This window comes from Brasilonema sennae CENA114 (assembly GCF_006968745.1).
Lineage (GTDB): Bacteria > Cyanobacteriota > Cyanobacteriia > Cyanobacteriales > Nostocaceae > Brasilonema > Brasilonema sennae.
The window spans coordinates 7,489,005-7,509,434 of record NZ_CP030118.1; the positions used below are offsets into that span (position 1 = coordinate 7,489,005).

18 protein-coding genes are annotated in these 20,430 nt (G+C 42.2%); 10 read left to right on the plus strand and 8 right to left on the minus strand.

Features of this window, described 5'->3' with window-relative positions; translation table 11 throughout:
- Positions 1-90: 90 nt before the first annotated feature.
- Positions 91-960, plus strand: a complete 870-nt coding sequence (locus tag DP114_RS31165; protein WP_171977972.1) for a helix-turn-helix domain-containing protein — start codon at positions 91-93, stop codon at positions 958-960.
- Between the two features lie 256 nt (positions 961-1,216).
- On the opposite strand, the gene DP114_RS31170 is transcribed toward DP114_RS31165, so the two are convergent.
- Positions 1,217-2,866 (minus strand): DUF6930 domain-containing protein, encoded by a 1,650-nt coding sequence (locus DP114_RS31170; RefSeq protein WP_169266657.1) that lies wholly within the window; start codon positions 2,864-2,866, stop codon positions 1,217-1,219.
- A gap of 348 nt (positions 2,867-3,214) precedes the next feature.
- Between DP114_RS31170 and DP114_RS31175 the strand changes: the two genes are divergently transcribed.
- The 3 genes from DP114_RS31175 to DP114_RS31185 all read left to right on the plus strand — a co-directional run bounded on the left by DP114_RS31175 (position 3,215) and on the right by DP114_RS31185 (position 4,561).
- On the plus strand, positions 3,215-3,571 hold the full coding sequence (locus DP114_RS31175) for an iron-sulfur cluster assembly accessory protein (RefSeq protein ID WP_169266678.1): 357 nt from the start codon (positions 3,215-3,217) through the stop codon (positions 3,569-3,571).
- A gap of 244 nt (positions 3,572-3,815) precedes the next feature.
- A complete protein-coding gene (locus DP114_RS31180) occupies positions 3,816-4,241 on the plus strand; it encodes a tetratricopeptide repeat protein (protein ID WP_171977973.1) in 426 nt (141 codons plus the stop codon).
- A 68-nt stretch (positions 4,242-4,309) separates the two neighbouring features.
- Positions 4,310-4,561, plus strand: a complete 252-nt coding sequence (locus DP114_RS31185) for a hypothetical protein (RefSeq protein WP_169266659.1) — start codon at positions 4,310-4,312, stop codon at positions 4,559-4,561.
- Between the two features lie 92 nt (positions 4,562-4,653).
- Here the strand turns inward: DP114_RS31185 and thyD are convergent, their stop codons facing one another.
- Positions 4,654-5,574, minus strand: coding sequence for a thylakoid membrane protein ThyD (gene thyD, locus DP114_RS31190; RefSeq protein ID WP_169266660.1), 921 nt, complete (start codon positions 5,572-5,574; stop codon positions 4,654-4,656).
- Positions 5,575-5,774: 200 nt separating this feature from the next.
- Here thyD and DP114_RS31195 point away from each other — a divergent pair, with 200 nt between their 5' ends.
- The gene (locus tag DP114_RS31195) at positions 5,775-6,122 is read left to right on the plus strand and encodes a hypothetical protein (RefSeq protein ID WP_169266661.1); all 348 of its coding nucleotides are present in this window, start codon (positions 5,775-5,777) and stop codon (positions 6,120-6,122) included.
- A 487-nt stretch (positions 6,123-6,609) separates the two neighbouring features.
- Here DP114_RS31195 and DP114_RS31200 read toward each other — a convergent pair whose 3' ends face one another.
- From DP114_RS31200 to DP114_RS31220, 5 genes are all read right to left on the minus strand, one after another.
- The gene (locus tag DP114_RS31200) at positions 6,610-7,149 is read right to left on the minus strand and encodes an FHA domain-containing protein (RefSeq protein WP_171977974.1); all 540 of its coding nucleotides are present in this window, start codon (positions 7,147-7,149) and stop codon (positions 6,610-6,612) included.
- Between the two features lie 220 nt (positions 7,150-7,369).
- A complete protein-coding gene (locus DP114_RS31205) occupies positions 7,370-9,826 on the minus strand; it encodes a heavy metal translocating P-type ATPase (RefSeq protein ID WP_171977975.1) in 2,457 nt (818 codons plus the stop codon).
- A gap of 907 nt (positions 9,827-10,733) precedes the next feature.
- The gene (locus DP114_RS31210) at positions 10,734-11,009 is read right to left on the minus strand and encodes a TM2 domain-containing protein (RefSeq protein ID WP_169266664.1); all 276 of its coding nucleotides are present in this window, start codon (positions 11,007-11,009) and stop codon (positions 10,734-10,736) included.
- 734 nt (positions 11,010-11,743) lie between these two features.
- Complete coding sequence (locus DP114_RS31215; protein WP_171977976.1) at positions 11,744-13,321, minus strand: CPBP family intramembrane glutamic endopeptidase; 1,578 nt, start codon at positions 13,319-13,321, stop codon at positions 11,744-11,746.
- Positions 13,322-13,542: 221 nt separating this feature from the next.
- Complete coding sequence (locus DP114_RS31220; RefSeq protein ID WP_169266666.1) at positions 13,543-14,187, minus strand: single-stranded DNA-binding protein; 645 nt, start codon at positions 14,185-14,187, stop codon at positions 13,543-13,545.
- Positions 14,188-14,221: 34 nt separating this feature from the next.
- Between DP114_RS31220 and DP114_RS31225 the strand changes: the two genes are divergently transcribed.
- Positions 14,222-14,440, plus strand: coding sequence for a hypothetical protein (locus DP114_RS31225; protein WP_169266667.1), 219 nt, complete (start codon positions 14,222-14,224; stop codon positions 14,438-14,440).
- Between the two features lie 244 nt (positions 14,441-14,684).
- Positions 14,685-16,010 (plus strand): ABC transporter ATP-binding protein, encoded by a 1,326-nt coding sequence (locus DP114_RS31230; protein WP_169266668.1) that lies wholly within the window; start codon positions 14,685-14,687, stop codon positions 16,008-16,010.
- A gap of 279 nt (positions 16,011-16,289) precedes the next feature.
- Here DP114_RS31230 and DP114_RS31235 read toward each other — a convergent pair whose 3' ends face one another.
- The gene (locus tag DP114_RS31235) at positions 16,290-16,850 is read right to left on the minus strand and encodes a Uma2 family endonuclease (RefSeq protein ID WP_171977977.1); all 561 of its coding nucleotides are present in this window, start codon (positions 16,848-16,850) and stop codon (positions 16,290-16,292) included.
- 419 nt (positions 16,851-17,269) lie between these two features.
- On the opposite strand from DP114_RS31235, the gene DP114_RS31240 reads away from it, so the two are divergent.
- The 3 genes from DP114_RS31240 (at position 17,270) to DP114_RS31250 (ending at position 20,399) form a co-directional block, all read left to right on the plus strand.
- The gene (locus DP114_RS31240; RefSeq protein ID WP_318284287.1) at positions 17,270-17,728 is read left to right on the plus strand and encodes a hypothetical protein; all 459 of its coding nucleotides are present in this window, start codon (positions 17,270-17,272) and stop codon (positions 17,726-17,728) included.
- 280 nt (positions 17,729-18,008) lie between these two features.
- The gene (locus DP114_RS31245; protein WP_169266670.1) at positions 18,009-18,323 is read left to right on the plus strand and encodes a hypothetical protein; all 315 of its coding nucleotides are present in this window, start codon (positions 18,009-18,011) and stop codon (positions 18,321-18,323) included.
- Positions 18,324-18,671: 348 nt separating this feature from the next.
- Entirely contained in the window at positions 18,672-20,399 is a 1,728-nt protein-coding gene (locus DP114_RS31250; protein WP_171977978.1) for a succinate dehydrogenase/fumarate reductase flavoprotein subunit, read from the plus strand.
- The last annotated feature ends 31 nt before the right edge of the window (positions 20,400-20,430 follow it).

A 20,430-nucleotide genomic window follows, 5' to 3' on the forward strand; every position in this document is an offset into this window, starting at 1 on the left:
ATCAAAATCTTGCTGTCAGTTTTCAGACTGCTTGATGGGAAGCACCCATTCATTGAATACAATCAGAATGAGACGAATTGGGTTTGTATCATGAAAACAACAGTCCCCCTACAGCCTGAAACGAACTGTTTGCCCATTTTGTCTAGCCAAGCTCAGGGTTGGGAAAATATTCTGGTCGAGCAATTCCAGCAACCCCCAGGTGAGGCAACGTGTGATTACAGCAATGAACATTCGATTTACTTGTCTCTTGCACCGCGTCCAGTTCGCTTGCTGCAAATTCAAGGAGGAAAAACCTATACGGGGCTTTACGGAAAAGGAGATATTTCTGTAACTCCTGCAAAGACTCCATCTTTTGCACGTTGGGATAGAGATGATCACTATTTACAGATTCGGATTGCATCTGATTTTATTCAAAGCGTTGCCAGAGAAACTATTGACACCAATCCCGATCAGCTTGAATTACTAAGCGAATTCCGGACTCGCGATCCTCAGATTGAGTCAATCGGCATGATGCTTCTTGCTGAGCTAAAACAAGAAAATTTAGGCGGAAAGCTTTACATTGAATCACTATCAAATCTATTGGCAGTGCATTTGCTAAGACAATACACTGCTCCTAAACTTTGCCTTTCAATTTACGAGGGTGGATTACCACAGCGTCAACTTATTCAAGTTTTAGAATACATCAACGAATATCTGAATCAAGACATCAAGCTGGCAGATTTAGCGGCGTTGCTAGGTATGAGCCAATATCATTTCAGCCATCTGTTTAAACAATCAATCGGAACGGCTCCTTACCAATACCTGCTTCAGCAACGAGTAGAACGGGCAAAGCAATTATTGAAACAAACAGACCGAACCATTACGGAGATTGCTTTGTTGTGTGGTTTCAATAGCCATAGTCATTTGAGTAAACAGTTTCGGCAGCTTACAGGCATGACACCCACCAACTACAGGCAGTAAACCAAAAAGTTTGCCGCAATAGCGATCTACCGAACGCTCATGCGCTCGCGCTTTGCGCTGAGGCTAGCAGCGAAGCGATTCCTAGCCCCTAAAAGGGGCGGCACTCTCGGACGGAGAGCTACGCTTAACGCCTCCGCCCCCCCTTTAATACTCAGTGCTCACTTCCTGCACATTTTTTTGCACTTCAATTGAGTTTATGGGATATTCGAGACTTAGCTTAGTCTTCAAGAATCCCACTCCTTCTAGCGGTGATAGCTCACGTTTCTTCAAATTGAAGTTGAGGCATAAGTTGAAGAGTTCCGAGACCCAAATCTTTGGGCGAGAGGAACTGTGCTTCAAACAAAGCCATCATATCTCGTAACTGGGGATTACCACGAGAAGCCCCTGTCAATCCTTTAGCAATAATTAAGCCACAGTACCCATTGGTATTTTTACATCGTTGATTCCATTTCTTGCGAGCTTCTACGTGTATTGGATCGTCATCTTCAAACTCACCAAACAGGAATAATTCGCCGTTGTCAGTTTGTAACAAACCTAAATCGTAGCGTGTCCCATCAAAAGGATCAGCACCTGGATTAAAACAGATTGCTTTAAGTCCTCCGGCTTGTTCAATATTTGAAATCACAGTTTTTGCCTTGGGACGAGAAGTTTGAATCAAAATCACTGGCAAACCATCCCCTGCTTGTGTGATTTCCCCTGTTGCGTGATAAGCTCCCCCCTGACGCAAGTAATCCAACATTTCCCATGAGACAACTCCTAAACTGAGAAATGAGTCTTCTGGTATCAAATCATCTCGTAATGACTGAAAAATTGGTGCTGGTGACTCGCTATCATCTTCTAAAGTGTCAAAACCTGCTATTTCTTCTAACTCAGTCGCTAATTGTGGCATGGAAGAGACAGCGATAGACACTGATTTTGTTAGTTCTTTTGACGACTCAGGTAACGAGATGCGATAGCGGCGACTCAGGCTGGGGAAGGTATCACCACCAAGCTGATTACGGTGATCACGCATAAAGCGGGAAATACTTTCTATTGCCACATAAACGACAAGTGCTTCTTCGTCGTACAAAACAGAACGCAGTCCTTCTAAAGGATGGATATTACCAAAAGTGGGTTCAATTTCGGATAAAGGCAAATCTGCCAAGTCATCGAATTCGTCCTCCTCTTCTTCGGTATCATCAGCACGCTCAAAGGTCAGAAATAGACAATCTTGTTTTAAAAAAGCTTCTTCTAAATGCCCTTGTGATTCGTCTTCTTTTAAAACACTTGTGCGGAAACGCTTTAAAGAGTCTTCTGAACGATACAACAAAATTCCATATTCCATCCCCAGCATCCCCATAACACTGGCATAGAGTGTGCCAACATCCCATTTATTAATTTCTATGGATAAGATTTGCTGTTCTTCCAAGAATTCCCAAGGTGCTGCTTGCCAAAGTGCAAATGCTTTTTCTCGCAGCACTTGTGCATATTGTGGAGGTAAATCGGGAACTTGGCTATCTAAGATTTCAGTAAATCCACGAAACAGTTCATCAATTAAAGGGAGATCTGGCGCGTACTCAATCGCAATGTCCAAATCCTGTAGTACTCCGCGCAGGTAAAATTGAATTTCGCGGTCTTTGACCACAATTCTTTGAGGACGAGCAGGTTTTGCGGGATTATGAGGATGCTCCATCGCTCGCATTAAGGTACGAACAATGGCTTCTGGACCAGTTTCTGGTGCTACTACGTCCATACCCCGGACAATACCTTGCGAGCCATCTACCCAAAGAATACATTCACCTTTGACATCTGGATCGGAATTTTGGGTTTGTGATGACGACAATGGACGGCGATCGCCCTCCCACACAGAAGGAATTTGGGTTAATTTCTTCAACCGACGACTGGTAGAGCGATTAAAACTTGTCATAGAGGTAAGTTAATCAAAACAAGCAATATGGAATTAAACTTTTGGCGTTAGGCTAGCCTCGGATCAAAACTCTTTGGCTGTTTGTGAACAAGTAGTTACTGGTGGTAGCTACCACAATGTTGGAGGAATAAAATATCGAATCTCAAAACACATTGAATCTCTCAATTCTAGAATAAAAATCTTTGCATGCTTTTGACGCAGTATTTACAATTTGCATTCCTAGCACATGAATATCGCTAGAATGGATACAAAAACTTTTGCAGCCACCAAGCGGTGAGTTTGGAGTTCAACCAAAGAGCTTGCCGCTACAAAGTCAAGCTCACACCAGAATCGGAGTATAAACAGCAGATGACACAAGCAACTCAGTCTTTACAACGGGGAATCCAATTAAGCGAAGCAGCATTGCGGCAGGTAAAATTTTTGCGAGATCAGCAAGGTCAAGACTTATGCTTACGGGTTGGAGTGCGTCAAGGTGGTTGCTCTGGAATGTCTTACATGATGGATTTTGAAGACGCCAGCAAGATTACCCCTCAAGATGAAATTTTTGATTATGATGGCTTCAAAATTGTTTGCGATCGCAAAAGTTTATTATATCTCTATGGTTTAATGCTAGATTACAGCAACTCTATGATAGGCGGCGGTTTTCAATTTACTAACCCCAACGCTAATCAAACTTGTGGTTGCGGCAAATCATTTGGAGTGTAATATACTCATTTGTGAGCCAGCGCAGCTAAGTTGGAAACCAAGAAGGCGACTTGTTTTCCCGTTGAGTCCTTTGTCATCTGTGATTCGACAAAGGACGAACAAACGGTAGGTTGCATAGTCCCTTAACCACGTGCTTATGCACTCAACGAGGGAACCACGTGGCTGTGCGTGACTGTCGGGAAACCCGACGGCAGATGCTCTGCGCGCTGTCTCCCAATGACTAATGACTAATGACTAATGACTAATGACTAATACAGTTGAATCTCTCTTTGACACTGGTTTAGAACGTTATAAAGCAGGAGAAGCAGTAGCGGATTTAATCCCTGTTTTTAAAGAAGTTTGCGATCGCACTCCCAAAAGTAGTGCTGCTTGGACTTGTTTGGCGTGGTTGTATCTATTGGATGACAACCCAAATTCTGCTCATAAAGCTGCACAAAAAGCTGTTAAGCTTAATCCACAAGACCCACAAGCACGGGTGAACCTTGCGATTGCAATGCTGGAAACGGGTCAAAAAGGTTTGCGACAACATGTAGACTTTGCACAACAGTTGATTTTTGTCAACCCAGACTGGCGAGAAGAAATCCAAAAAAGTATTGAAGACGGTTTGGGCAGAAAACCAGACTGGCAAAGTTTGGCAAAAGTCAAAGGTTGGCTTTTTCCAGACGAATAACATATCAACAGTCCAAATCATCAGTCAGTAGTTTTAGACTATTGACTGGTGATTCATAATTAATGCATATGAAAGATAAATTTTTAAACTGGCTAAACTTGGTTTTAGTGGCAGATGTATTTTTTGTCTTGTTTGCTTTTGGGTGGTTTGCAGTTGCAGTTATTGGTAAAACAGTTGGAGTTCCACTGGGCTTAGATTTGTGGCACAGCCTTTGGCAACCTGTATTTAACCCTGCTATTGGCATCCTTATGGCTGGTGCCATCATCAGTGGCATTATCAACTGGGTTTCCCAAAAATTCATAAAAACCGACAATGGGTAATTTTTTTCAGTGGGGTGAGTAAATGCTTTTGATTACGCACCCCACTTCATTTGTCTTTACAATGTCGATACCAGCGTCAAATCTCTAATTTTCTATTTCAAAATCTGTGCCAGTGCTGGTTCCAAATTAGGATACTTATACTCAAAGCCACTTTCCAAAGTACGCTTGGGGAGGACTTGTTGACCTTCCAAAACCACCATTGCCCCGTCCCCTAAAAGAGCCTCGATAGCAAAAGCCGGAACAGGTAACCAGGAAGGACGATTCATGACTTTTCCCATAGCTTGGCTCAGTTGAGCCATTCGCACAGGATGCGGGGCAGTAGCATTATAGACTCCTTGTATTTCTGGTTTCATTAAAGCTTGCAAAATCAAGTTAACAATATCATCTACGTGAATCCAGGAAAACCATTGCCGACCACTGCCTATGGGACCACCTGCAAAAAGTTTGAATGGTGTAATCATTTTACCCAAGGCACCACCCAGACCGAGAACAATACCGAATCGCAGAATCACGAGTCGTACTCCAGCATTTTTGACCTTATTCGCTTCTGCTTCCCAAGCTTGGCAGACTTGGGCAAGAAAATCGTTACCTGCTGAGCTGGTTTCATCATAAGTAGCTGTTTCACTCGTACCATAGTAGCCAATAGCCGAAGCATTAATTAAGACACTAGGCTTAGGATTTGCATTGATTATTGCGTCCACAATGTTTTGCGTAACGAACTTGCGGCTGTTTAAAATTTCCTGTTTGCGTTCAGGTGTCCAACGTCCTTCGCCAATCGCTTCACCTGCTAAATTCACGACACCATCACAGCTAGAGATGGCACTTTGCCAAGAACCGGATGTATTTGGTGTATAGGCAACAATTTCTACATTTGGAAAAGCTGTAGATGGAAAAACCTTTTGGGCATAGGTTGTGTTACGAGTTAACACGACCACTTGCATACCCTTTTGGCGTAGTCGTTCTACCAAACGACTACCTACAAATCCTGTTGCTCCAGCAATTGCTATTTTCATGATCATTCTTCCCCAGACAGTTATTTTAAAGTTTTTATCAAACTTTTGGTTTCGCTACTACAGTTTAGAGTCAGAAATTTGTTTGTGTGCGGTGTGTTGCGTTTGGCCAACTCAAAACTTTGATTCTTTAACGAATCTATAATGACTTAGATGGTTCGATATTATAGGATGGACGGATTGTTGCAAGGCGTGGGGCTATTATGGCTCGCTATACCTGTTCATTTATTCTTTCTGTTCCTACTGACCAACTTCAAGCTTCACTTGTAGAACTTCTCCAAGATTGTCAATTGGATGTTCAATACTATACATCTGATTACATTCTGGCACGGGAATTTATTGGTTCTGTACCCATTTCCAAGTTAGTAACCGTGGAAATATTGATTGATAAAACTAGACATAATGACACAGAAACCCGAATGAGTATTGTGATTAAAAACGAAGAACTACCACTTCAAAGAGATAATCACTGCCGACAAATTTTTGAATACGTTAAGCAGGCTATTGAAAATTGCCGCTATTGGCATCTTATTGAGAGCATAGCAGGGTAGCACCGCTTAGTGTTCTTCAATAAACTACAGCACTATCCACGGAGTGTGCCAGAAGGTAAGCGACTGTCGTGCATCCATGATCATGCGCCCTTCGAGAAGCTCCGCCTTGCCGTGACGCAGCGCGCCCTGCCAACGTTTCTCGCGACTAGCGCCCGATTCGTGAGCGTAAGCACAAAGCCCACGAATCGGGCGTTTGCCCAAGCCAAGTGCCGTAGGCATAAAACATAGGAAATACTCACACAGGGGTACCTCATCCCTGCTTTGTAGCACAGCCTTTGTGGCTGACTGAGTGTGTGCAAACTACCGTCAACTGGCGTAATTACTCTTTGACTCTTTGACGAAAATTCTGATACATTTTTTGGCGTAACACACTCACGACTCAAAGATCAACACTCTTGAGTTCTTCTAGACTTTTGAGTGTTTAGTCCCCTGATGAATAAAAGTACATTCTTTATGGGTAACAGCTTTTTCGAGAATTAATATCCTTTCAGTCCTCGATATCATTGATCATTCTCGGGTCTATGAGTGTAATGTCATATTCAGGATCTGTTTCTCCTCCTGTCAGCGTGCTATTTCGCAGTAGGTAATAAATGGCACGAACTTGGGCACCAAAAACGATTTCATCCTCATTTTTAAGGTCATGAGCTGGTATTCTTTGCCCGTTAATCATCAAACCATCTAGTAATTTTCGCCCGTTAATCATCAAACCATTGGAACTCGATTTGCCTTTACCATCACCATCGATAATTCGATAATAATAGCTATGCTTCTTATCATCGCGCGGTACCCTAATGAGTGTGGCATGACGGCGCGAGACAAATAGTGAGTTTACTAAACAGATATCGCAGTCGGAATCTCTACCAATCGAGTAAACAGGGCGATCAAGTATGAACTCTCTGCGTTCTTGATCATGCTCTACTATCAGTAGATGGCTTTCATTTGTTTGTGCTGCCATTGACACATCGTTGTTAAATGTGTGAGTTGAACTGTTATTAATCAAAATTTCTTTAGTATTGTTTACTGCCATTTTTTAGTAAAAGTTTATGGTAATTATGTGATATGCATTTAAATTGCTTGATTGTGCACAAGAGTAGAACAATCTGTTCTACTCTTTTAACTACTATAGATGTTGTAGCAGTTTTAACAGGTTTTGTGCGTCTGGAAACAACAATCTGTCAACGTAGTTTAACTTGAGAGTGCCAAAATCAAATACTTGTGCTCACAAATAATACCTCGAAAGCAGGAAACTAAGAGCGATAAGCAAAACGTCGTAATAAAAGAGAATTAGTGACGACACTCACAGAGCTAAAAGCCATAAGTGCAGCTGCACCCGATGGGTTTAAGACAAAACCGAAACTAGGCAATAAAACACCAGCGGCTAAAGGAATGCCAAGAGTGTTATATCCAAAAGCCCAAAATAAATTCTGACGGATTTTGCTCAAAGTTGCACGACTCAGTTGTATGGATGCTACGACATCACTTAAGTTATCCCGCATCAAGACAATTTCCGCTGTTTCCATTGCGACATCGGTACCAGAGTGTAAAGCAATGCCCACATCAGCTTGAGATAAAGCTGGGGCATCATTAATGCCATCTCCTACCATAGCGACAATAGAGTGCCGAGTCCTTCCCTTTGTTTCCTGTAATTGTAATTCTTGTATGGCAGCAGCTTTCTTCGCAGGGGGAACGCCAGCCATCACATCAGCGGTAGCCAGTCCCAGTTGTTTTGCTGTCGCATTTGCTGCGTCTTGCGTATCTCCACTAAGCAGCATAACCCGTAAACCCATTTGGTGTAACTTGTCTATCGTAGCTTTTGCATCTGGTCTTAGGGTATCTTGAACAGCAATCAGTCCCGCTACTGTATCTCCAACTGCCACAAAAACTATTGTTTTTCCATCTGCTGCTAACTCTTGAGCTTGTTTTTGGGCAGTTTCACTAATAGAAATACCGTGCCATTGCAACCAATCGCAGTTTCCTAAAAGCACCAAAGTACCGTCTACGACAGCAGAAACGCCAAGTCCTGGTTCTGTGTGAAAGTCTGTAGCATCTGGGATAGATAACTCTTGCCGTTGCGCTTCTTGTTGAATTGCTGTTGCTAAAGGATGAATTGTACCCCTTTCTACCGCTGCAGCCAGTTGAAGAAGAGCAACAGGGGTACGAAAAGCATTTTCTTCCTCTGCTTGACAAGGTAGGCAATCTGTTACTACCGCACGACCTGTGGTAAGGGTACCAGTTTTATCAAACACTACCGTGTCTAACTGGTGAACTTTTTCTAAAATGTCACCGCCTTTGATTAATAAACCCCGTTCCGCACCGATAGCTGTTCCCACTAGAATTGCTGTTGGCGTGGCAAGTCCCAAAGCACAGGGACAAGCGACTACCATAACGGCAATTGCTAGCTTTAAACTCACTAGAACTGGTGTGTAGATTGTCAGGTGTGGGGTATGAGATGTGCTGAATAAGGAGTGGTCAGAGATTTGCATGGCATACGCCATAACGGCGTGATGCCAGATGTGGGTTCCAAAAAAGTACCAGAAGACAAATGTCAACAAAGATGCTGTCAACACACCGTAGGTGAAGTATCCAGCTACTATATCTGCTAATTTTTGTACAGGCGCTTTGCGGGTTTGTGCGGCTTCCACTAAGGCGACGATTTGAGCGAGTGTTGTATCACTTCCAACGCGAGTTGCTTGAACTGCTATCGCCCCTGATTGATTAAGTGTCCCTGCTGTTACCAAATCGCCTGGTTGCTTTGTCACTGGTACTGCTTCTCCAGTCAGCATGGACTCATCGACTGTTGTTTGTCCATCCACAACCTCAGCATCAACTGGGATTTTCTCTCCTGGCAAAACCTGTAACCATTCACCAACACGCACCAACTCAGCTGGAATTTCTACGACTCCCGCACCAGAAGATAATGAGGAAGTCGCTTCAGTCGTAGACGGCTTGGCAATTAATCGCGCCATTTGTGGTTGAAGTGCAAGTAATTCCTTAAATGCAGCTGCAGCGCGAGTTCTAGCTCGTTTTTCTAGTGTCCGTCCTAGTAAGATAAAGCCCAGCATCATCACTGGTTCATCAAAGAAGCACTCCCAACCAAGTTGGGGAAATAGCAGGGCAACCAAACTAGCGGTATAAGCTGTAAGCGTTCCCAATCCCACCAAGGTGTTCATGTTCGGCGCATTGTGCCGTAAACCCACCCAGCCATCCACTAAAATTGGACGACCAGGAAACAAAAGTGCTACCGTTGCTAATCCACAGTGGAACCAGATGTTATGCAACACTGGTATCACGTGACCGCTAATGCTTCCAAAATGACCAATAAATGAGAAAACTAGCAGAACAACAGCAATAACGAATTGCTGTTTGACAGCTTGCATTTCTTGCTGCTGTCGTTGGACTGGATCTTGTATTAATTGTGTCTCACCTGCTACTTTTCCACCAAGTTTCCGAGGTTGAGTTGGGAACCCAGCTGTTGTCAATTGCTTAGCTAGTGCATCCGCATCTACCGCACCAGCTTCCAATTCTACAACTGCTACTTCTGTCGCTAGGTTCACACAGGCACTTTTGACTCCAGGATACTGAGTCAGATGACGTTCTACTGCCCTTACACAACCGGCACACTTCATACCTGCGACATCTAAAGTGATTTTTTCTGTCGTCGAGGCTGCTTCTGGGGAAAGGTTAGTTTTTGAGACAATTTGCATGGAAAGTTTTTGGATTTGCTAGTAAATTTTAACGCCTCTCTAAAAGCGTCTCTAATTTGAGCGTAGGCGAAATCCAAACCTTTGACTGATTGTCATAATTGTGAATTTTTATTAAATTATGAGTAAATTAGGGTATAGTTGTGTATCTGTTATGGACAAACATTTTTCGTTTTGAATTTCTAATTTAATTCTCGTAACACTTCCACACCCTTTCACTAAAATAGAATTCACGTCACCGACGAATCAAACGAAAATAAGTCACAGATATCAGTGCAACCGCTTGTAGGGAGATAAAAGTCATCTCGCTTCTCCAGAAAGGATTTATTACCATATTAGACATGCTACAGAAATACACAAATCCTAGTAAGCTGAGTATTGTCCAAGTTACATTTTTACGTTTAATAGTTAGCATATTCGTAGAATAGATAAAATATTTGCAAGTTAATAAAAAGTCTGTTATTAGTCAGTAATAGACTCTTCATTTATTCGTATTAATAATGAATTGATACTGAATCAAGAAGAATTCAGAATCATCCGTCACAATATACCCTGTGGACATGTTGCGCTAACAGCAGAATTTTCTATTGCTGAATCACTTACCATGGTTACAAAGCAGGCGTCAAAATCTTTTGGGCTCATTCTGCCTTCTGTGTTCTGCCCAAACTCAATTCTTATCAATACAGAAACATATTTACTCAAAGGTGAGTGAATCAAAAAGAGATTGAATTTTCCGGTTTGCGACACATGAGCAAGGAATAAGGAATAGTAGCGGTCTGCTGTAAATAGCCATAAGTATTCTATATTCATTTATAGGATAGGCAGTGCCCATCCTACTGCTGTAAAACTATGACCTGATGTACTGAGAATAGAAATCTAAAAAAGAGATTCAATATTGAGATAAAGATTTCTAGAACCATCCCTGCTTTTTAAGGAAGTAAGTATCAACAAATTCATTATGGGATTTGTTCAAATAAATCATCCCTTCAACTAAACCCACAAGTTGCATAATCAACAATGTCAATCCGTAGGTAAAATAACCACCAACTAAAGAAATGACTAGCATGATCAATCCTTCTGGTGCATACCCAAGAATAAATTTATGAGCACCAAAGCCTCCAAAAATAATGCCGCAGTATCCAGCCAAAAGTTGTTTGGTGGCGTGACTAGGGGTAAGATTTGCCATACGTATCAAGCTCCTGCACGTTCTATGTGATGTATAAAATGAAAGCTCTATATTTTTATCAGATAAGTTCTGTTTGTTTGCTTACTTGATCCTCATACTTTTTTGTCTTTCAGTGGAAATACGAGCAAAATATACAAAAAAACATCAAAAAGTGGCGTACCACTCGTTTACAAGGGACACTAAAGTTTAGGATCGAGCAGCTTTTCAGATACCATCTGAAACTGCACTCCTCAATAACCCTTCGGCTCCGCTCAGGGTAAACCCCTGTTTCTTTACTTTAACGATAAATTCCAGTACAGCAGTTTTGCGACTAAATCTCATGCCAGAAAAGAATTCCATAAAGAATCCTTGGGCATTTAAGCAAAGCTAAGCTGATGCCATTTATTTTTACAATTTAAGCATTGTTATTTCCGGACTTTTTCAATTTTCGTTGACATACTGATATCACACTGATATGTTTTTAAGCGCTTAACTGCCCTGTACAATCAGATAAGTCTTTGCACTCCAGGTTATAAGCATCTTGAAGATTTATCAAAACTGGAGTTGCTAGTTTTTCTTTCACCTTTATGAAGAATTTAGACGTTTATACTTACAAAAAATTGTAGTAAGTTTTACCCTTGACAATCTCTGTGCATCAAAAATAGCACGAATGTGCACTCAATACCAAGATAATTTTGTAAATTTTTGTTACAAAAGCGGGCTTTTTCTAAGTATTATTTACACAACATAAAGTATTATTGACCACTACTACCCAATATATACAAGCTTAACAAAGTGCCGCTATTCCAAAGGCTGTGGAGAAGCATGGGAGCAAGGAGGTTGCGCGATCGCGTGTAAACCACACCCAAGACAACACCTAGGGCGAAGAGCGGTAAAATTTCGGATAAGCTGAGGTGAGCAACTGCAAACAGAAAACCACTGGCAAGAATTGATCCCCACACAGAGAGGTAACGGGTAAGGGAGGGTAACAAAAAGCCGCGAAACAAAAGTTCTTCAAAAATTGGGGCAGCAATAGCAGCGGTAGAGAAGAATATAGCAAGCGCCACAGTATCTTGGCTTTCTAACGCCAGTTGCAACAAAGGATTGCTACCACCTTGTCCTTGCCATAGCTGTTGATTAATTAAAGACACAACCACTACTATGGGCAAAGCTACGCAATAGCCCCCCAACCCCCATAAAAACCAGCTACCCTGTAAACGAAAACGAAACCAGTTCTCTGCTAGAGGGAAAAAGCGTTTGATAGACAAATACAGCACTGATAGGGCACCAAATGCCACTAACAGGTAACTTATCAAGACATATAATGCCTGTATTCTGACATTTTGGGTAGGACGGGGGATGGGAAGCAGTTGGATTGCCAAGGGCACTATGATTTGTCCCATCAAGAAAAAGCCTACGACAAAAACTTGTAAAATAGTTTCACCATCCCAAGGTGTTGACCAGCGCACATCTGAATTTTGAGCCAATAGAGATGTTTTGCCTTTAACAAGGCGCTGACCGATGAGAAAAATCACTAGCCCTACACCAATAAATGCTGTTAAGGCAGGAATAGTACCAATAACTGCTAATTTTAAAAGAGCTTGTTCAGCGGTTTCTTGTTGAATGGTTTCAAGCTCTGCTAAAGCATCTTGACGTTGTTGAACTTGATATAGTTTATCCAGAGCAGTATAGCGAAACCAACCTTTTAAATTATTTTGAATAAATCGTTCAGCATCTGGCAAAATACGCGGGGGATCACTCCAAAGCCCGGTTAAAACAGCAGCAGCTTTATTAAATTCAGAATTAAGATCCGATTGTTGCTGCAATTGACTCCAAGTTTTCAAAGCTGGATCTGTCTTTCCTTGATTTGCTTGTAAAATTCCCAGCTGCAAATCTAATTCAGCAATAAATTTTTGCAGTCCTTTAAGTGATTGCTGCAATTGTTGTTGCTGTAATTCACTAGAGGTGTTACTGACAGGAGGATATTCCGATTGGGATTTTGGGGTTGTAGGAGTCGTCGCGGGTTGAGACTGAAGCTGTGCGAGTTGCTTTTTCGCTTTATCCAAATTAGTTTGAGCAGATTGGCGCGTCTGTTGATATTGCTCTATAGCGCTTTCAACAGGTTTGACGCCAAGGAGTGCATCCTGCAATGGCTTCAAATCCTTGTTGTCATTTGGCAATTTCCAAGAAGCAGCTTGCAGCACAATATTTGTTTGGTAAAGTTCCAAACGACTTTGGAACTGAGGTTCCTGCCAACTACTCAACAAAGACGAGCCTGCAAACAGTATTGCAACCAGCGTCAGTATGATTAAACCCAACCGTTTGAGAGTCATTTATCCTGCTCCATAAAATCTTTGTTTACTAAACCAATTTGGAGCGCGAGCGCGCAGAGGCTTACCCCTTGGAAATTATCGCAAACAAACCCTGTTGGAGTATAGATTTCCATCCACAGGGGTGATAATTCATCTTAGGGTGTGGAATATGCTGTGAGTACGAAATCCACTCCAGGTGGAATTTCACACTACCATCACTGTGTTAAGCAAGTTCAACTTTTTTAGGGTTTAATTCGCTCTGCTGCTTTCCAGTAAGCATTAGCTTCTAACTCATAAGAGTCACATAGCTCATGTCCCCAACTGGTTCGGGAGTAAACGGATCGCACAAACGGAATATCGTCCTGATCAGGTTCTTCGGTTGGTGTGACTTCATAGGTTTTGCGCTCAAGATTAGTACTTTGGGATCTGCCCTGTTGTGCTGTGTTATTTTGGGGAAGAACGCTAACCTTGTTTGTGAGTGGAGTTGGTGTGGGTAGGGGTGGCTCGTAAGCAGGAGTTGTTTTTGGAGGTGATGCTACAGGTAATTCTGTTTTAGGAACTGCGCTTGATGAGCTAGTATCAATGGCTATTCCCAGAGAGTGAATCTTTTGCACTGTTAATTCAGCACGTTTTTCTTTAAACCCTTCTGGACGCTCAATGGTATTCATTGCTAAACGTCCTTCCAGAAGAACGCGATCGCCTTGGTGATAGTTTTGCTGAATCTCTTTTGCTAAGTTTCCCCAGCCTACCACTTTTAAGGTTGCCGGAGGTTCTCCCTCTCGGACTGAAGGAAACTCCACCAGCATTTCAGTCACTTCCAGGTTATCTGCTGTAAAGCGCAGTTGTGGTTCTTGAATAATTTCTGCTAACAATATGCAACTATTCATGAAATCAAATCCTCCTTATGAAAAGAAATTTTAATTGATAAAAAAAGATGTAGCGCCCTTGCTGATTGATGGAATGTGGGAAAGGCTCTCTGAGGAGATTCGCATAAGCGCTTTTGGAGATAAATCAATAATGAAAATATTTGGCTTTTTGACAAATTTATTTGAAAAAGCTCACTTTTCAGTCATTTCTAGCATAAAAGCCAAGCGACTGTCGCAAACAGCGAGCAATACCCTGTTTACAACCTCCGCCTGACTGAAAAAAGCATTGATTTTGACACTTAACTAGTATAATTGTACCATAAAAAGAACCACAAAATATTCACAATTCCACGGTAGTTAGCTTTTTATGGCTAAAACTACTTTTTTAACTTTTCGTATTCTGTTCTAGCGTGTATCATGAGCGCTAAACCTTAGTTATCTGTCGTTAGTGCTTTGTCTTTAGTAATTTATAACTAATGACTCATGACTAGTGACTATTACAGTTACCTTAAATTCTCGTGGCGCAAGTTGTTTTAGAAAACGTTTATAAAAGTTTTCCCCCTCGAAAAGGAGAAGGTGTTGCATCCCAAATACAACCCTCTCTCACATCTGGGAATGTTGGCGATACAGTTGTTCACCGTCCAGAAAGCCTCAATGTCCTGCGGCGAATTAACCTGACGATCGCAGATGGTGAATTTATGGTGCTGGTGGGACCTTCCGGTTGTGGGAAAAGCACCCTTCTGCGGTTAATTGCTGGGTTGGAAGCGATGACGGGCGGTAATATTTGGGTGGGCGATCGCCTAATCAATGATTTGCCCCCCAAGGAACGAGACATCGCAATGGTGTTTCAAAATTACGCCCTTTATCCCCATATGACGGTGTATGACAACATTGCTTTTGGGCTACGACGCCGTCCCACCTCCGGTAGGGAAGATAACGAAGATAAGGGAGCAATATCCCCCTCATCCCATGTTCGTGATTGGGCAGAAAATTTGTTGGTAGGAATGACAAGAGGGCTTCCTAAGGGACTAAGGTATATTTCTGATAGAGAACGAACTGTGCATGAGCAGGTGCGTACTGTTGCTCAACTGTTGCAAATTGAAGCACTGTTAAATCGTTTACCCAAGCAACTGTCTGGTGGACAAAGACAAAGGGTTGCTTTGGGAAGGGCGATCGCACGTAATCCCCAAGTGTTTTTGATGGATGAACCGCTTTCTAACTTGGATGCAAAACTCCGCGCCGAAACCCGCGCCCAAATTGTCAAACTACAGCGTCAGTTGGGTGTGACGACAATTTATGTCACCCATGATCAAACTGAAGCTATGACGATGGGCGATCGCATTGCTATTCTTAATCATGGTCAACTCCAACAAGTTGCATCCCCCTTGGAACTTTATAATCGTCCAGCCAACCGCTTTGTTGCAGAATTTATTGGCTCACCACCAATGAATTTTATCCCTGTGAAGTTCCATGCTCCCCAATTGATTACCAATGGTGATTTTCGCTTCACTTTACCAGCAGTTTGCGGTGAAGCTCTGCAAAAATACGACAATCAAAACCTTATTTTAGGAATTCGTCCAGAACATTTAATTTTGAGCGTACCTGCAAATAAAAATCTGCAAGTGCAAGTGGAATTAGTAGAAAATTTGGGAAATGATACATATATTTCCACAAAACTTCTTCAACCAGGTTTTCAAAAATCTGCCTTTGGGATAAAGGAAGTGCAAGTGCGAGTTCCTCCAGAGCGTTTTGTGTCTTGTGGGGAAGAACTGTGGTTATCTTTGACGCCAGAAAAACTGCACTTTTTCGATCCGGAAACGGAATTGGCAATATTTCCAAATTAGTTTTAATAGTCGCGATCAGCGCGACTATTAATTGCTCAATTGTTCCATAAATGCTTGAATTAGCTACAACTTTTATATACGCTCCACAAAAACCTCAACAATTGAGAAATCAATACTGCATCGCTCCCATTTCTCTGAGTCTAAAGTTACCATTATCGGTAGATGTCCAGGAGGTGCACTCAGGGAGTAGTTGAGATCAGAGAAATATACCCAGTTACTTTTTTTTGTAAGTATGCGATACGCGTAGCGTCAAGCAAACGGGCTTATCGCCTGAAAACTTTATCTGCGCTTCAACCAACTAAAGACTTCATCAACGGATAGTGTCAGATTTATACCTTCTAACACGGGTAAAACATCTGCTCCAGTCAACAAATCCGGCAAGCGATCACGATGATAAACTAAGGTAGAGCGTTCGCTCGGATCTATCAACCATCCTAGCTGAGTACCATTTCTTAGACAGTGCAGGATGTTGCCTGTTACCTTGGTCTGACTTTGAGCAGGGGAAAGGATTTCAATCACCCAAGGTGGAGGAAACTCAATACCACTGCTAATGATATCACCGCTATCATCCAGCGGTAGTTGATGAGTGGCGACAACCACGACATCAGGAACTACTGAACGATTACCGAAGGTACAGCGTAATTCTGGAAAGCTTTCGTACTGACTTCCTGCTGCATCAATCACTGCAATTAAACGTTTCTGCAACAGGCTGTGTTTACCTCCTCCAATCGGTTTGTGAATCGCTTCTCCATTAATAAACTCCCAAGCTGGTGACTCATCAATGTATGGAAGTTCCAAAAACTCCTTCAGTGTAGTGGTTGCTGGAACTGTAATTGTCATTTCCGTCACCCATTTTTTCTTCGACTTTAGTTACATTTTTCAGTCAGATATCATTTTATTTTACCATTAATCGCGATACAAAAAGGCTAATGCTCGAAGAGCGTGAACAGTGAACAGCGGAGTCAGTAAACAGTTAACAGTTAACAAAAGAAACAGAGCCGTATTTTATGTTGTAACTGGTAACTGATAACTGATAACTGATAACTGTTAAAGGAACGCCATAAATAGTTCAATAAGTACAACATTCACAAATTCGTAGCGTTATAGTTCGTAGTTGTACTGTTTAGCACAGAGCGGCGGAAATATGGCAATTTTATAACATTGTTCATTCAAGTCGTAAATCTACTTAACCCAATAGTAGGAAGCTTCTTTGTAGAAGCTCATGTCAAGGTTTTATAAAATGGCTCATCAAGAAACTTATGACTCAAAAAATCCAAGAATCTCCGACCGAATCTAAAGATGTGCGAGTTACTGCTACTTCAATAATTTGGGGTATCGCTGTAGGAATGTTAGCAATTTGTATCCCACTTTCATCTGCTACAAAAAGTGGTTCTATTTTACCTTTAGCTACTATGACAGCAGCAGCAATAGGTACTGTTGCTGTGTGGCGCTCTGATGACAAAAAATCAACCAAGAACTCTTTACTTCCGCAAAATGTAGAACTGTTAGAGCAAAGAATTGCTAACTTAGAAACAATTGTAACTCGTGATGATTTTGATTTGCGGATGAAAATTAAACAGGTAGAATCTCGCGATCGCGTAGCGCGTCCTACTGCTCAAAGTCGCGGAGCGACTTTGCCCCAAATCGGAGATTTGGGGAAGCCTGTTCTGAAAGAACAGGCTTCGCAGTATACGGACGAACGCAAAAGTGATAAGTAAATAATTTTTCTCAAACTCACTAACTTTGTGTTACATATAACTCGACTGGCAATTTTTGATAATTGCCTTAATTTCTTCTTAATCTTGTATTACTCTTTTTTCTTTTTTCTTACCATATTATTTTAATAATTTATGCCTACTCTGTCAGATTGGCATGTTTCTATAAAAAAAAGATCTAAATTGTGAAGCGATATTACATTTTTGAAAAAAATGTTTAGAAAAAATCTCAAAAGCAAACATGGTTCTAACGTAGAACTTAAGAAGATATTAGAGGCAATTTATGACGAGTAACATTCAAAAGTTTCGATTTGTCTGTACCCTGACATTTGGCGATATCTATGGTCAAATCATTGTTTGGTTGATTACCATTACAATAAGTTTGGCGTCAGCCTTGGCGTTGATGGGTGCCAGAAAACCTGTTTATGCTTTAGCCACTGTTGGACTCGTAGTTTTATTATCTTTGCCTTTCTTGCTTTTTGCCTTCGTGACTACCTTGCTAAATCACATTGAAGTGTCTCCTATAGAACCAGGAACAAAAATGGAACCAATTCCGGGTAATGTGTCGCAGCAACAACCTGTAGAAGTAACTAGCTGATGGATTTTAGATAGAGGACTGATAAATGATTAGTTGTTAACGGTAAATGGTAAAGAACAAGCTAATGCGTGTTTAAGTTACTTGATTTTTTTGGCTGTCATTAGTCAGCGCGTCGCCTGTTATTACAAATAGACTAATGACCAAAACATATAAACTCCGTGAACGGCTCAATGTGTAACTTAACAAGTGCAACAGCTTAGCTTACAACTAAACAATTCTCATTCCTGACTTCAAAGTTCATAACTGACACCACATCCCTGTCTGTTGGCGGGGAATTTTTTTGACCCACGCGACGTATCAGCTTTTTACAATATAACAGCGATCGCTTTTTGAAATTGGGGATTTGTGATGCTTGAACACGATGTGATTATTGTTGGGGGTGGGTTGGCTGGGTGTCGCGCTGCAGTGGAAATTGCTCGCATTGACCCCAGTTTAAACGTCGCAGTGGTTGCTAAAACTCACCCGATTCGTTCCCACTCAGTCGCCGCACAAGGTGGTATGGCTGCGTCTCTGAAAAATGTTGATTCTGCAGACAGTTGGGAAGCTCATGCTTTTGACACTGTCAAGGGTTCTGACTATTTAGCAGACCAAGATGCGGTAGAAATTCTCACGCGTGAAGCGCCAGATGTTGTGATTGATTTAGAACACATGGGCGTTTTATTCTCGCGTTTAAACGATGGTCGCATAGCTCAACGCGCTTTTGGTGGACATTCTCACAATCGTACTTGCTACGCTGCTGATAAAACTGGTCACGCCATTTTGCATGAGCTGGTGAACAACCTGCGGCGATATGGTGTGCACATTTATCAAGAGTGGTACGTGATGCGCCTGATTTTAGAAGAAGGTCAGGCCAAAGGTGTGGTGATGTACCGTATCGAAGATGGTCATATAGAAGTGTTGCGAGCTAAAGCAGTCATGTTTGCGACTGGCGGATATGGGCGAGTTTACAACACCACGTCTAATGATTATGCTTCCACGGGTGATGGTCTGGCAATGACTGCTCTGGCTGGTTTACCGTTGCAAGATATGGAGTTTGTGCAATTTCATCCTACAGGGTTATATCCGGTAGGGGTGCTGATTTCAGAAGCAGTGCGTGGGGAAGGGGCGTATCTGATCAACTCTGAGGGAGAACGGTTTATGGAAAGATATGCTCCCAGTCGTATGGAACTTGCTCCGCGTGATATTACTTCACGGGCGATCGCCTACGAACTTCGTGCTGGTCGCGGTGTTCATTCAGATGGAAGTGCGGGTGGTCCCTTTGTCTATCTTGACTTACGACACATGGGTAAAGAAAAAATCATGAGTCGCGTTCCCTTCTCTTGGGAAGAAGCACATCGCCTAGTAGGTGTTGACGCAGTCACTCAACCTATGCCTGTCCGCCCGACCATTCATTATTGCATGGGCGGTATTCCTGTGAATACCGAAGGTCAAGTTCGTAGTAGTGGCGATGGTCTGATTGATGGCTTTTTTGCCGCTGGAGAAACTGCTTGTGTTTCCGTACATGGTGCAAATCGCCTCGGTAGTAATTCCTTGTTGGAATGTGTGGTTTATGGACGTAGAACGGGCGCTTCGCTTGCACATTTTGTGCAAAAACGCAAGCTTCCGATAGTAGACGAGCAACGCTACATCACTGAAGCTCAGCAAGAGATTCAAGCTTTGCTAGATCAGTCAGGAAAATACCGTATTAATCAAGTCCGCCAAGCCTTCCAAGATGACATGACTCAGTACTGCGGCGTTTTCCGCACCGAGGAATTAATGCGTGAAGGTCTAAACAAAGTGCAAGAATTAGAAGAACAGTACTCGCAGATATATTTAGACGACAAAGGCAGTTGCTGGAATACAGAAATCATAGAAGCCTTTGAAACGCGGAGTTTGATGGTGGTAGGGCGTATGATTTTGGAATCAGCCTTAAATCGTCAGGAAAGTCGCGGTGCTCACTTCCGCGAAGATTATCCTCAACGGGATGACACCAACTTCTTAAGGCACACAATGGCTTATTATTCGCCAGCCGGGATTGATATTCAATATCGCCCAGTAGCAATTACCATGTTTCAGCCACAAGAACGGAAGTATTAGGAAAGGCTGTAGAGACGTGGCATGTGCTACG